14 protein-coding genes are annotated in these 13,399 nt (G+C 58.0%); 4 read left to right on the top strand and 10 right to left on the bottom strand.

From position 1 onward, the window contains the following. Positions 1-34: 34 nt before the first annotated feature. From UB90_RS19480 to UB90_RS19445, 8 genes are all read right to left on the bottom strand, one after another. Positions 35-514 (bottom strand): hypothetical protein, encoded by a 480-nt coding sequence (locus tag UB90_RS19480; RefSeq protein WP_227512237.1) that lies wholly within the window; start codon positions 512-514, stop codon positions 35-37. A 58-nt stretch (positions 515-572) separates the two neighbouring features. Continuing rightward, positions 573-1,061, bottom strand: coding sequence for a hypothetical protein (locus UB90_RS19475; RefSeq protein WP_227512122.1), 489 nt, complete (start codon positions 1,059-1,061; stop codon positions 573-575). A 50-nt stretch (positions 1,062-1,111) separates the two neighbouring features. After that, positions 1,112-1,522 carry a hypothetical protein gene (locus UB90_RS19470; RefSeq protein WP_065327144.1) on the bottom strand — a complete coding sequence of 137 codons (411 nt, stop codon included), beginning with the start codon at positions 1,520-1,522 and terminating at the stop codon, positions 1,112-1,114. 107 nt (positions 1,523-1,629) lie between these two features. Then, positions 1,630-2,199, bottom strand: coding sequence for a sarcosine oxidase subunit gamma (locus UB90_RS19465; RefSeq protein WP_065327143.1), 570 nt, complete (start codon positions 2,197-2,199; stop codon positions 1,630-1,632). Then, positions 2,192-5,227, bottom strand: coding sequence for a sarcosine oxidase subunit alpha family protein (locus UB90_RS19460; RefSeq protein ID WP_065327142.1), 3,036 nt, complete (start codon positions 5,225-5,227; stop codon positions 2,192-2,194). Before UB90_RS19460 ends, UB90_RS19465 begins: the two co-directional genes overlap by 8 nt. A 74-nt stretch (positions 5,228-5,301) precedes the next feature. Then, positions 5,302-5,634 carry a sarcosine oxidase subunit delta gene (locus UB90_RS19455; RefSeq protein ID WP_065323214.1) on the bottom strand — a complete coding sequence of 111 codons (333 nt, stop codon included), beginning with the start codon at positions 5,632-5,634 and terminating at the stop codon, positions 5,302-5,304. A 201-nt stretch (positions 5,635-5,835) separates the two neighbouring features. Beyond that, positions 5,836-6,027, bottom strand: coding sequence for a hypothetical protein (locus UB90_RS19450; protein ID WP_005616261.1), 192 nt, complete (start codon positions 6,025-6,027; stop codon positions 5,836-5,838). 115 nt (positions 6,028-6,142) lie between these two features. After that, positions 6,143-7,387 carry a sarcosine oxidase subunit beta family protein gene (locus UB90_RS19445; protein WP_065327141.1) on the bottom strand — a complete coding sequence of 415 codons (1,245 nt, stop codon included), beginning with the start codon at positions 7,385-7,387 and terminating at the stop codon, positions 6,143-6,145. Between the two features lie 243 nt (positions 7,388-7,630). Here UB90_RS19445 and ccmI point away from each other — a divergent pair, with 243 nt between their 5' ends. From ccmI to UB90_RS19430, 3 genes are read left to right on the top strand one after another with little or no spacing between them, the layout of a single operon-like run. Beyond that, complete coding sequence (ccmI, locus tag UB90_RS19440) at positions 7,631-8,872, top strand: c-type cytochrome biogenesis protein CcmI (protein ID WP_065327140.1); 1,242 nt, start codon at positions 7,631-7,633, stop codon at positions 8,870-8,872. Next, the gene (gene ruvX, locus UB90_RS19435) at positions 8,869-9,342 is read left to right on the top strand and encodes a Holliday junction resolvase RuvX (RefSeq protein WP_065327139.1); all 474 of its coding nucleotides are present in this window, start codon (positions 8,869-8,871) and stop codon (positions 9,340-9,342) included. Before ccmI ends, ruvX begins: the two co-directional genes overlap by 4 nt. Before the next feature lie 3 nt (positions 9,343-9,345). Further along, complete coding sequence (locus UB90_RS19430; RefSeq protein ID WP_009178636.1) at positions 9,346-9,582, top strand: DUF1289 domain-containing protein; 237 nt, start codon at positions 9,346-9,348, stop codon at positions 9,580-9,582. A 116-nt stretch (positions 9,583-9,698) separates the two neighbouring features. Here UB90_RS19430 and UB90_RS19425 read toward each other — a convergent pair whose 3' ends face one another. Both UB90_RS19425 and dusA read right to left on the bottom strand, forming a co-directional pair. After that, entirely contained in the window at positions 9,699-10,490 is a 792-nt protein-coding gene (locus UB90_RS19425) for a hypothetical protein (RefSeq protein WP_065327138.1), read from the bottom strand. An 8-nt stretch (positions 10,491-10,498) separates the two neighbouring features. After that, positions 10,499-11,509 (bottom strand): tRNA dihydrouridine(20/20a) synthase DusA, encoded by a 1,011-nt coding sequence (gene dusA / locus UB90_RS19420; protein WP_065327137.1) that lies wholly within the window; start codon positions 11,507-11,509, stop codon positions 10,499-10,501. A gap of 104 nt (positions 11,510-11,613) precedes the next feature. Between dusA and UB90_RS19415 the strand changes: the two genes are divergently transcribed. Beyond that, the gene (locus UB90_RS19415) at positions 11,614-12,720 is read left to right on the top strand and encodes a site-specific integrase (RefSeq protein ID WP_065327136.1); all 1,107 of its coding nucleotides are present in this window, start codon (positions 11,614-11,616) and stop codon (positions 12,718-12,720) included. Positions 12,721-13,399 lie beyond the last annotated feature (679 nt).

The raw sequence follows: 13,399 nt of genomic DNA, 5'->3' as shown, positions 1-13,399 counted from the left end.
GCTTTGGTCAAGAGCTAGTGCAGGAAAACCCGAGTCAATTGCTTACCTTACAACGCCCTGACCCCGCCCCATCGCTGATTCCAAATCGCGCATCCACAACCCGCATCGTGTAACGCTGATCGGAAAGCGAGATTGAGAGTTCATAGAGATATTCAGACGGTTTCATACGACCATAAGCTCCGGGTTGTTTGGGGAGCACCCCGTTCATCACAAAACTGTGGGCCGGAAATCGGATGCGCACGCGTTTTTTTGTTCTGTTGGCGAGTTCACCGGGCACAATCGACGTCATTACATCCTTGATGTCGATGTTGGTTATAGTGATGTTCTGAAACCGGGCGTCTGCGGTAAAAGTGACCCTATCGGCGAGATAGGGGTGCTTGACCCCGATATTACTCAACTTGCAATCGAACGTCGACGCAAGCGCTCCCTGAGACGAAAGAGAAAGGCCTAATATAGCTGCGATCTGGAGTATTCTTTTGTGACGTTGTTTCATTTTTCCACAAACTAATTTCATCAATGGGCGCGTTGTAAGAGTGCACTTCAGTTAGCGCAGCACCCCTGCATCGAATGCGTTAGCGCAACTTTTTACAGGTTCCAATCGCTTGGCCGTACTGAGCCGCCAATCGCTTATCTTCCATCTCAACCTTAAATTCTAAATTCCGCAGATCGAGGGACAAGGTCGCGCGGAAAAGCTCTGGCTCATTTCGGAAGGTATTACGATTTGGAAATACTGCTGGCCCTGTACGTTTGTAATCTGCGGTGGGCCACTCCATGCGCAACCGATTTTGGCCGCGATATACTACCTTCGCCACGGTGTCATTGGTTGCTACGTTCTTAATCTGAACATCACGCAGCTTCACGTTCAAGAAATGCTCATCCGCCTCAAGGACCAGCGATGTCGGCAAATATGGGTGAGCAAACCAAACTTTTGTCAGTTTACATTCAAGCTGTGCCGCCGATGCGCCCGTGCCTAGACAGAGCACAGCCAAAATGGTCGAAAATAACCTATATTTCAATAATTTAATCCGAACTGTATTTCGTGCAACTATCAGGACCGGCACAGTGATCCTGCGCCAGACAGTCAGCGAGAACATCCAACTTGAAGAGGAGGTTACTTCGCGACTTCACAACTTCCGGTGCCACTGTCTCTGTTGTCGAAACTCGGCAAATTCAGCGTGATAAAAGCCTTGTTGCGTGCTTTGTCGTGCACCAGCGAGAAATCCATGTCCGAGGCGAGCCCGCCGTTGAACGGCATATCGTCGACGCGCCAACGCACACGCAGTTTGCTTGACGTGTTCTTTACGAATTTCGCAAGTTTAGGCGCCTGATCTGTATGCACAAGATAAGGGTCCATCACCAACGCACTGCCGTCGGGGCGCAGTTCAAAGACCACCTTCTGGGGGATCGTTCCACGACGCGTGGAATCGTTAAATTCGCAAACCCATGTCTCCGCAGACGCGAATGACGCAGTAAATACGAGTGATAAACACGCCAATACGATCCGGCTTTTGAACTTGAGCATAAAAAGGCTCCAATAAATGCTTCTATTGGTTTTTTTCTAAAAACAATGGCGGCCTTTGCGAAGGCCGCCATAAGAGATTTGCTATGCTGTTGCGCAAAAGCGTCAACTTAGGCGTAAATGCCGACCTTTGATTGCGGGTGCGCTGCGGTGCACAGCAGGTCGTACATATAGACCGCAACTGAGCGGAAGCAGACGATGTGGAACGACCCTGTTTCATCCAGCCAGAAAGCACCGGCGACCTGGGCGAAACGTGTGCGGCGGAAATCTCCTGCCTCAAATTGACCCGCCTCCAGATCCACTGGCGCAACTTTGGCAATCACCTCGCGGGCGGCATCGCCGCTGACCGCGAAACACGCCCGCGCATCGGAGACGTTCACCGCCATGTGGTGCTCTGTGGCGAGATCTTCGCTCAGCTTTGCGACGACCGCATCCGCGCTGTCGTAATCCACCAGCAGGAGCAACTCATCCGGTGACATCCACGCCGCCGCACCGCGATCACCAAAAGCGATCTTGCGCGTTGCAGGCACCTGCGTTCCGGTGGCGGCCTTGACCGCCGTCTGGAACTTCGCAGAGGCGAAATCGCCGCGCAGTGTGATCATACCGCCCAGACCGGTTTCCGTGACCTTGGCCAGACCAGCAAAGCTGGCCCCATTCATGGCACTTACAGCCTTAGACATTCTGCTTTTCCCCTTCTTTATCGTAGAAGATCGGGTCGACGATCTTGGCTTGGTAGATTTTCCCATCAAGGCCGGGGAAGTCGATCACTTCGCCCATGCGTTTGGGGCCATGCTTGACCAGCCCCATCGCGATACCGCGATCAAGGTTGGCGGAGTAGTAGGTGGAGGTCACCCGACCAATGGTGTTCTTCTGACCATTGGCGTTGGTGCCATTGCCCACCGCATAGGCCCCATCTGGCAGCACCGAGCCATCGACAGTCTCCAGACCCACCAACTGCCAGCGGTCAGGATCGGCCATGTGGCTGCGCGTCTGCGCCCGTTTGCCCAGGTAGTCCTCTTTCTTTTTCGACAGCGCCCAATGCAGACCAAGGTCCTGCGGGATCACGGTGCCATCGGTCTCGTCGCCGATCATGATAAAGCCCTTTTCGGCGCGCAGGATGTGCAGGCATTCGGTGCCATAGGGCATGACGCCAAATTCCTTGCCTGCCTCCATGAGGGCATTCCAGAAGGCCTGCCCCTCAGAGGCGGCGACCGCGATCTCATAGGACAGCTCGCCCGAGAAAGAGATCCGGTAAGCGCGCGCTTTAAAGCCGCCAATCTCGCCGTCTTTCCACTCCATAAAGGCCAGCGCCTCTTTCGAGAGGTCCATACCGCCGCCCGCCTGCGCGTTCAGCTTTTCCAAGACTTTGCGCGCGTTGGGGCCGACCACGGCGACCTGCGCCAGCTGTTCGGTGGCATTGGTGACGTAGACCTTCCAGTCCCACCATTCGGTCTGCAGCCATTCCTCCATATGGGCGTGGATGCGATCCGCGCCACCGGTGGTGGTGTGGCAGAGCCAAGTGTCCTCATTGATGCGCGCAACCACGCCGTCGTCCACGAGGAAGCCGTTCTCGGAACACATCAGACCATAGCGACATTTGCCGGGCTTCAGCGTGCTCATCATATTGGTGTAGAGCATGTCGAGGAACTTGCCCGCGTCCGGTCCTTTGACGATCAGCTTACCAAGGGTGGAGGCATCCAAGAGGCCGAGGTTGTCGCGGGTGTTCTTGACCTCGCGGTTGACCGCATCGTGGACAGTTTCGCCCGAGCGCACATAGGCATAGGGGCGCCGCCAGTGGCCGACCGGCTCCCAATGGGCACCGTGGCTGTCGTGCCAGTCATACATCGGTGTTTTGCGCAGCGGCTGGAAGATATCGCCACGGGCTTCACCGCCAATCGCACCCATGGAAATCGGATGGTACGGCGGGCGGAAGGTGGTGGTGCCGACCTTCGGAATCTCTGCGCCCAAGCTATCCGCAAGGATCGCCAAGCCGTTGATATTTGAGAGTTTCCCCTGATCGGTCGCCATGCCCAGCGTGGTGTAGCGCTTGGTGTGCTCGACGCTTTCATAGCCCTCGCGCGCAGCCAGCTGCACGTCAGAGACCTTGACGTCGTTTTGGTAGTCGAGCCAAGTTTTCATGCGCAGTTTGATGTCGGCCTTGGCGGGCATCATCCACACCGCTTCCATCGGCGCTTCAGTGAGATCAGAGGTCGCAACCTCAGCCACCGATTGCGCCGGACGTCCAGCCGCCTCTGCCGCTTTGGCCCCGGCTGCTGCCGCATCCGCCATCACAGCAGAGAGTGTAAGCGGACCAGAGGCACAGCCTGCAGTCACCACAAAAGGTTTGCCGTCATGACCGGTGGGCGCGCGCTCCGGATCGGGGCGGAAATGCGCCTGAGCGTCATCCCATGTCAGCTTGCCACCGCAGTGGGACCACAGGTGCACCACCGGCGACCAGCCGCCGGACATGGCAACTGCGTCGGCTTCGATCTCCTCTCGGGCACCGCCTTCGCCGTTCTGAGCGCAGATGGCGACCTTAGTGACGCGTTTGCCGTCCTTGACCTTTGCAATGGCGCGACCGCACTCAACGCGGATGCCAAGCGCGCGGACCTTGTCGGCCAAATCGCCGCCGCCGCTTTCGCGGGTGTCCAGTACACGGACAACCTCGACGCCTGCTTCATGCAGCGTGATGGCGGTACGATAGGCGTCATCGTTGTTGGTGGCAACGACGACCTTCTGGCCCGGGGTCACGCCCCAGTTCACCACGTAGTCGCGCATCGAGGCCGCCAGCATCACGCCCGGTACATCATTGCCCGCAAAGGACAGCGGACGTTCAATCGCACCGGTTGCAGTCACGGTTTGCGTCGCGCGGATGCGCCACAGGCGGTGGCGCGGGCCACCCTGTCCCGGCGCATGATCTGTCAGACGCTCATAGCCAAGGATATAGCCGTGGTCATAGACACCCGCGCCCATGGTGCGCGTGCGCAGGGTGACATTGTCCATCGCCTCAAGCTCAGCAACGGTTTTGGCGATCCAGGCGTCGGCGTCCAGCCCTTCGATGGTGCCGCCATCCACAGGTGTGCGACCACCCCAATGGGATTTTTCCTCCAGAACCAGAACCTTAGCGCCGGATGCCGCAGCGGATTTCGCTGCCTGCAATCCAGCCACACCACCCCCGATCACCAGCACATCACAGAAATAGTAGAAGTGCTCGTAGGTATCGGCGTCCTTCAACTCCTTGTCGGGCGCTTTGCCCAGACCTGCGGACTGGCGAATAAAGGGCTCATACACATGCTTCCAGAAGGGGCGCGGGTGGATGAACATCTTGTAGTAGAAGCCGGCGGTGAGGAAGCGGGAGAAGAACTTGGAGTTCAGCTCGCCCACATCATATTCGAGGCTCGGCCAATGGTTCTGCGACTGGGCCGCAAGACCCGAGAACAGCTCGGTGGTGGTGGCGCGCTGGTTCGGCTCAAAGCGGTCGCCGGACCCGAGGCCCACCAGCGCGTTCGGTTCCTCAGATCCAGAGGCGACGAGGCCGCGCGGGCGGTGGTATTTGAACGAGCGCCCGACCAGCATCTGGTCATTGGCGAGAAGCGCAGAGGCGAGCGTGTCCCCGGCGAAACCCTTGAGTTTCTTACCGTTGAAGGAAAACTCGATCTGTTTGGAGCGGTCGATCAAACGACCCTGTTTGGCGAGACGCGTGCTCATGATGCGACCCTTTCGCGGCAGGAGGTCTGGGAGCCTCCGGCGGGGATATTTGAGAGAAGATGAAACATGGAGGATCAGCCCTTGAACTCGCGCCAGGTCCAGCCCGGACGTTTGGCGGAGATCTTGTCCTTGATCTCTTGCGGCGGTTCGGTGGTCTGGGCGCTATAGGTGCCGAAGACTTCGAGCGTTTGAGTGCAACGCGCCGCATGGAACCACTTGCCGCAGCCGTTGACGTGACGCCAGCGTTCCAGATGCACCCCGCGCGGGTTTTCCTTCATGAACAGATAGTCATGGAATTCGTCATCCGTCGAGCCGGGACCGAAGCGTTTCAGATGCGCCTCGCCACCGCCATGGAGTTCGGTTTCCTCGGCGCGTACGCCACAATAAGGACATTCAAGGATCAGCATTGTGCGTGCTCCGTCGAAAGAGTTACAGCAGCGCCCTGCCCTGCGCATATGGCAGGCAGCGTCGCGGGATCAAAAGTTCGGGGAGCTGCCCCTGTCGCAGCACTGCCATTGCGCGTTGCTGCAGCGAAAGTCACACGTCGGGGCAAACGCGTGTCGCAGATGCGGGACACGCCACCAGTAGAGGCGGCGTGCCCCAACTGGTTAGTTGCCGTCGACTTCGCCTTCGACGACGCCGCCACCGGGCAGCTCGATGCTGACATCGGGTTCGTCCATCGGGTTTTCGCCACCAAGGACCATCCAGCCAATGACTGCGAGGGCGACGACCACACCACCAAGGATGAAGGCGAGTGCGCCGTTGCCGGAACCGGACGAATGTTGCGTTTGATCAGACATGGTTGCCTCCTGCGTCTCTGTGCATTCGGGGGCTTAACGCCCGAACCCACGCAGAAGTTCCCTTCTGACATTGCGGCAGGAAAGCCTGTGTCGAATTGAGAGCGGACGCACTGCATCAGTGTGCCACCCCTGCCGCGACGCTTTCGTCGATGAATTTGCCTTCTTTGAAGCGCATCATGGAGAATTCTTCGGCGAGGTTCGAATGCCCCGTCGCCATCAGCTCTGCCATCGCCCAGCCGGAGCCGGGGATCGCCTTGAAGCCCCCCGTTCCCCAGCCTGCGTTGACAAAGCAGTTCTGCACCGGGGTTTTGGAAATCAACGGCGAGCGGTCACCGGTCACATCCACGATACCGCCCCACTGGCGCAGCATTTTCAGGCGGCTCACCATCGGGAAGGTCTCGACCAGCGCGCGTACGGTTTCCTCGATATGATGGAAAGAGCCGCGCTGGGTGTAGTTGTTATAGCCGTCGGTACCGCCGCCGATCACCATCTCGCCCTTGTCGGATTGCGACATGTAGCCGTGCACGGTGTTGGCCATCACCACCACATCCATGCAGGGTTTGATCGGCTCGGAGACCAGTGCCTGCAAGGCCACGGATTCCACCGGAAGACGGAAGCCTGCCATTTCGGACAGCACAGAACAATTGCCCGCAACCACCATGCCGAGTTTATCGCAATCGATCGCACCCTTGGTGGTGTCGACGCCCACAACACGCCCGTTTTCGGTGCGCACATTGGTGACTTCGCATTGCTGGATGATGTCCATGCCCATGTCGGAGCACGCGCGCGCATAGCCCCAAGCGACCGCATCGTGACGGGCGGTGCCGCCGCGTTCCTGCCAAAGGCCACCAAGAACCGGATAGCGCGGACCTGCGAGGTTGATGATCGGCACCAGTTCCTTGACACGTGCGGGCTCGATCCACTCGGTGGAGACGCCCTGCAGCGCATTGGCATGCGCGGTGCGCTTGTAGCCGCGCACCTCATGTTCGGTCTGGGCCAGCATGATCACGCCACGGGGACTGAACATGATGTTATAGTTGAAGTCCTGAGACAGATCCTCGTAAAGGCTGCGCGCTTTCTCATAGATCGCGGCAGAGGGGTCCTGCAGGTAGTTCGACCGGATGATGGTGGTGTTCCGGCCGGTGTTGCCGCCACCGAGCCAGCCCTTTTCGATCACCGCAACATTGGTGATGCCAAAGTTCTTTCCCAGATAATAGGCGGTGGCAAGACCGTGGCCACCTGCGCCAACGATGATGACATCGTAATGGCGTTTGGGTTCGGGCGAGCGCCAGGCGCGTTCCCATCCGCTGTGGTAGCGGAGGCCTTCTCGCGCCACTGCAAAGGCTGAATAGCGTTTCATGAGCGAATCCAATGCTTCGTGTCTGACCTCAAGATATGACCGGGATCGCCCGCAGCACCGCGCCGTTAATCGTCGCGTTTCGTCAGGTTTGCGACATGAGGCGCAGGTTTGCACCACGGCTCTACCGGTTCGCATCTTGCCGCAGTCTTGCACATCCTGTCGGGGGCGGGACAGCGGGTCGCAGCAATAGGGCTTTTTTCCGCGCGCTCGCGCCTATAGATGGAACCAAACGGCGGAGAGACGATGGCTTTTTGGATTTTGACCGGTGTTGTGACCCTGATGCTTGCGGCAATGCTGGCAATGGTGGTGCTGCGCAATCGCAATGGTACGAGCGAACCCGCTGCCGCTTATGATTTGCGTGTCTATCGCCAGCAACTCAAGGATCTGGACCGTGACGTGGCCAGAGGCATCGTCAGCACGGGGGATGCGGAACGGCTGCGCACCGAAATCTCGCGCCGCATTCTGTCCGCGGATGCACAGGTTCAGGCGGCTGAGGCTGGCAAAGAACAGGACAATGGCCCCAGCCGGATCGCGGCGGTTGCGATGGTTTTGGTCATCGCACTTGGGACCGGCGGGCTGTATTGGCAGCTTGGCGCGCCCGGATATGGGGACTACAGCCTTGCCGAGCGGCTGGCACTGGCAAAAGAACGTGCCGAAAATCGCCCCACGCAGGCCGAGGCCGAAGCGCGCATGCCCGCCGCAACTGAGCCACAGGCTGATCCAAACTATCTGAAACTTGTGGAGCAATTGCGCAGCGCCACGGCTCAGCGCCCGGAAGATCCACAAGGTCAGGCCCTGCTTGCTCAGCATGAGGCACGGCTTGGGAACTTCAAAGCCGCATATGAGGCCAAGGCCCGCTATATAGAATTGCAGTCGGGCGATATCGACACGCGGGATCTGATTGATCAGGCCGAACTGCAAGTGATGGCCGCAGGCGGCTATGTCTCGCCCGAGAGCGAAGATTTGTTGCTTCAGGCGCTCTCCGTGACACCAGAAGATGGGCGGGCACGCTATTATTTTGGCCTGATGATGGGGCAGAACGGGCGACCAGACCGGGGCTATCGCATTTGGGCTGAGACCCTGAAAGACGGTCCTGCTGGCGCGCCCTGGATTCGTGCGATTGAGGCGCAAATCCCGGATATGGCAGGTCTCGCCGGGGTGGAATATGAACCGATTGCCCCCGGTGGAGAACCCGCAGCCCCCCTGCCCGGCCCCAGTGCTGAACAGGTTGAAGCAATGCAGAACTTGTCTCCTGAGGAACGCCAGCAGGTGATTGAGGGAATGGTCTCGGGCCTTGCGGAGCGTCTGGCGAGCGAAGGCGGCACCCCGGCGGAATGGGCGCGGCTGATCTCTGCCTTGGGGGTGCTGGGGCGCGACGCGCAAGCAGGCGAAATTTTTGCCGAGGCCAAGCAGCAGTTTGCTGACAATGATGCCGCGCTAGAGATCCTGAACGCCGCTATGGCGCAGGTGGAGGCCAACAAATGATCCATGACGCATTCGAGGATTTCGCAGCCACCCTACCTCAGATGACGGCGCTTGTCGGTCTGGATTTTGGCGAAAAAACCATCGGGGTTGCGGTCTCTGACCGGATCGGCGCGGTGGCCACCCCACTAGAGACCATCCGGCGTAAGAAATTCACGCTCGACAGCAATCGCCTGCTGGAGATCATCGCTGGACGCGACATCAATGGCATTATTCTGGGTCTGCCTCGCAATATGGATGGCTCTGAGGGGCCGCGCTGTCAGTCCACCCGCGCCTTTGCACGCAATCTGTCGCGTGTGACGGACCTGCCCATCGGGTTTTGGGACGAACGGCTGTCGACGGTGGCCGCCGAAAGAGCGCTGCTGGAGGCTGATACGTCTCGAAAACGTCGCGCAGAGGTGATCGACCATGTTGCGGCCTCGTATATCCTGCAAGGGGCGCTGGACCGGTTGCGCCACATCAAGAGCGGGTAAGTCATGACCGACGACGTCTGGAAGCGACAGGAGATTGAGAGCCCTTGCGTAAAGCTCTGCGTGATCCATCCGGAAACGCGGCTCTGTACCGGCTGCGCGCGCTCCATCGACGAAATCACCCGTTGGTCGAAAATGAGCGATGTGGAACGCTCCGAGATTATGGCCGCATTGCCGACTCGATCTGCGGCCCCCAAAGCGCGTCGGGGTGGACGTGCCGCGCGCTTGCTGCGCAAGAGGTAGCGGGCTGACGCCCGCGGCCTCCGGCGGGGATATTTGGTGTTAGAAGAGAGGCCCCGCGTCCAGTATTTGGCCGCGGCACTCTCCGCTAGTGCTGCAGAAATGGATAGAGACAGGGATCAGAGATCCGCGAGCCAATGGGCCTGCCACTGCGACATTTCGGGACGGAAGTAGGCGATCATACGGCCTTCTCCCTCAGGGACGGTCGCCGCATCTGACCAAGGCGCCACACCATGCAGGCAGAGCCTGTGCATCAGATACGCCTCCCCTGGTGCGGCATGAACAGTCACGCGTTTGCAAGTCTCAAACACCTCACGGCGCGCTGCGGTATAGGCGTCGGTCACATCAACAAGGTGCCATTCCTGCGCTGGCACCCCTTTAAATACGCTGGCAAAGGCCTCGCGCATGATTTCATGACTTCCTTCCCAGACCACCAGCGGAGCGGCATCGGGACTGGTCACGTTCAGCGGTAGCCCCAGAACCCAGGCATGCGGCTCCTCGACGCGACGGCGGCGGGCCCCCCCGAACATCTTGATCCCATCCACATGGGCTGCATCGCGATTTCGGCGATACCCAAAGGCCGCGTCGCTTTCCCCCCGTCTGGGACGTGGGTAGCCGGGGTATATGACGGATAGTTGTGCGCGGTGCAGCGGTGGAAGAACGCCGAGATGTTTGCTGATAAAATCAACCGCAGGTCCCTCCAACGGCGCGCCTGATGGAAGGCGGCCCTCGGCATCATTGGGCAGCGCGTCCACACCGATGAACCACGTCCCCTCACATTCGAGCCATTGAGCGTGAGCCGGGTCTGAGATTGCATCTGCTGCGGCGTCTCGCGCCTGCTCTGCCCAAGATCTGACGCGCGGGTCCATCGGAAAACGCAGCCAGCCGAATTGCCGGAAATGATCGAGCATCCCGGCCCCTACGCGGCGCGCGCGATCACAAGATCGAGCGCCTCCTCAATCAGCTCAGGCCCGGCCCCTTTGCGGCTTGCACCTTCGGAGAGATGACGACGCCATTGCCGCGCGCCGGGGCGCCCTGCAAAAAGGCCCAGCATGTGGCGGCTGATCTGATGTAGCCGTGCCCCCCGTTGCATCTCGCGCTCGATATAAGGGAGCATGTCTTGCACCACGCTAACCGGGTCTGAGACCTCACCAGTGCCAAAGATGCGCGGATCTGCAGCGCAAAGCACGTCTGCGGGCTGGTGGTATGCAGCCCTCCCGATCATCACGCCATCAAGTCCGCGCGCCAGCTGCGCCTGTGCATCCTCCAGCGTCGCAATGCCCCCGTTGATCGAGATATGCATGTCAGGAAAACTGGCTTTCATCTGGTGAACAAGCTCATAATCAAGCGGCGGGATGTCGCGGTTTTCCTTTGGAGACAATCCCTTGAGCCAGGCTTTTCGGGCGTGAATGGTGACGCGATCAACGCCCGCGGCGCGGATTTTCTCGAGAAATTCTGGCAGGACGTCCTGCGGGTTTTGATCATCGACTCCGATGCGGCATTTTACGGTGACCTCGACGTCCACGGCCTGCGCCATCGCCGCCATGCAATCGGCGACCAACTCAGGCGATTGCATCAAGATAGCTCCGAAGGCCCCGGATTGAACGCGATCACTCGGGCAACCGCAGTTCAGGTTGATCTCATCATAGCCCGCCTCAGCCCCGATCTTCGCGGCCTCCGCCAGCTCATCCGGATCAGACCCACCGAGCTGCAATGCGACCGGGTGTTCGCTAATATCATGGTCGAGCAAATGAAGCGCGCGCCCTCTGACCAGAGCCGGTGCCGTCACCATTTCAGTGTAAAGCAACGTCTCTTTTGACAGTAAACGGTGCAAATATCGGCATTCGCGCGTGGTCCAGTCCATCATAGGCGCTACCGACAACCGCGCAGCCCGCCAAATCCTTGATTTTCCTTCGATTTCTTTTCTCATCGTCAGATTTCCTTGACCGTCAAACTAGCCGATAATTGCATATTTTTGCACGTTCTGGCATGTTCCCCCAACAATGTTGGGGATTTTTTGGGGAATGTTGGGGCATGCCAGTCGTTGAACGTAAACGAGCCGATGGCTCGATGGCCTATCTGGCACAAATTGACATTATACGAAAGGGAGAGCGCTATCGGGAGAACCGTACTTTCGACAAGAAACGACATGCTGAGCAATGGATAAAATCTAGATCCAAAGACATCAGAGAGCTTGTCGAGAATGGTCAGGGCCATGAACTCAGAATGAAGGGGCGAAGACTCTCGGACGCAATCAAAGTCTACCTCGACAACCACAAACGAGAGATGGGGACAACGAAACGCCAGGTACTGAATACGATCCTGAACAACTTCGACATCGCAGATCGGCACTGCAGCGACATCGGCAGTCGGGAGGTCGTTGCCTTAGCACAAGAACTCTCCAACGGTGGACGATCACCCTCCACGGTTCACATCTACCTATCAGCGCTCAGTTCAGTTTTTGCGGTTGCTAAGCTGGCATGGGGATTTGATCTGGACCGGTCTGCTACAATTGATGCGATGACGGTGTGCAACCGACTTGGGATCACCGGCAGATCCAAAGCTCGAGATAGACGCCCGACGCGCGACGAATTGGAAGCAATCCTGGAATATTTTGAGACCAGTTACCTAAACCATCCGGGCTCCGCGCCCATGCACAAAATTACCCTCTTTGCACTGTTTTCTACCCGCCGGGAGTCTGAGATTGCCCGCGCAAAACACACCGATCTGGACCCTGAAACCAGCCGACTTTTCATAAAGGACATGAAGCACCCCGGCAAAAAGGCGGGCAACGATGTATGGTGTGACCTCCCTGCCCCAGCGCTACAGGTCGCGCAGTCCATGAAGCCATTCAAGAGCAAGGTGGAAAAGAAGCGAGCATTGATTTTCGGAACATCAAAAGACGTTATTTCCCGGCGTTGGACCGAGGCCTGCCGTATGCTTGGGATCGAAGATCTCGTGTTCCACGATCTACGGCATGAAGGTATCTCAAGGCTGTTTGAGATGGGAGAGACAATTCCCCAAGTTGCAGCAGTTTCGGGCCATCGATCTTGGGCTTCAATGCAGCGCTACACTCACCTTCAGACGCGCGGGGATAGATACGAAGGTTGGGAGTGGATCGAGAGAGTGACCAAGACTTAATCGGCTTCGCCCCGCGGCAGTCGGTCTCTCCATCGTAACAGTACACGTCATGTCATATCTGATTGCCTTCACGCCTAGCTGAACTAGGAAACTTCATCTGCGTAACCGGGATACCGCCAAACCGCTTGCAACCCAAAAACGACCTACATACGAAGCACCGCGAAGCCGCCGTCACAAGGGCGAGAGAACTCTGCAGATCTCCCACGAATAGGCGTTCAAGCCAGCACCGTTAGTCAAGGCAAAGCTGTGTCAGACACGGACGTTAGCGAGGCGCAGCAAGCATCTCTTACAAAGCTTCGGTATCAGCAATTAGCAGAGCAGAGTAGAGCAGAGCAGAGCAGAATTTTGCTGCATGCACACAGACGAGAACAGACGTTAGACTCAAGCACAGCTACATTTCGTCACCGAACGGGAAAGCTACGTAACAGAGTGCGCATTCCAAACTCGGTACTTTCCGCATATGTAAAGCTATCTAAAACAATCCAAGCTGACCGAATCAAAATCCGGCACAGAAAGTCATAATGGTGAACCTATTTAATTACAATGATCGCCTTGTCAGTATGTTTATTGAAGAGTTCGTTGAAGCCAAGTTCTCTAATTCGAGCTTTATTTTCACGTGTGTTTACAAGTCTGCCGACTTTCCAGAAGAACGTCAGGTTTTCCTAGGTCATGTTGACAA

This window comes from Tritonibacter mobilis (assembly GCF_001681715.1).
Lineage (GTDB): Bacteria > Pseudomonadota > Alphaproteobacteria > Rhodobacterales > Rhodobacteraceae > Epibacterium > Epibacterium mobile.
This window is presented reverse-complemented; position numbering and strand designations above follow the sequence as displayed.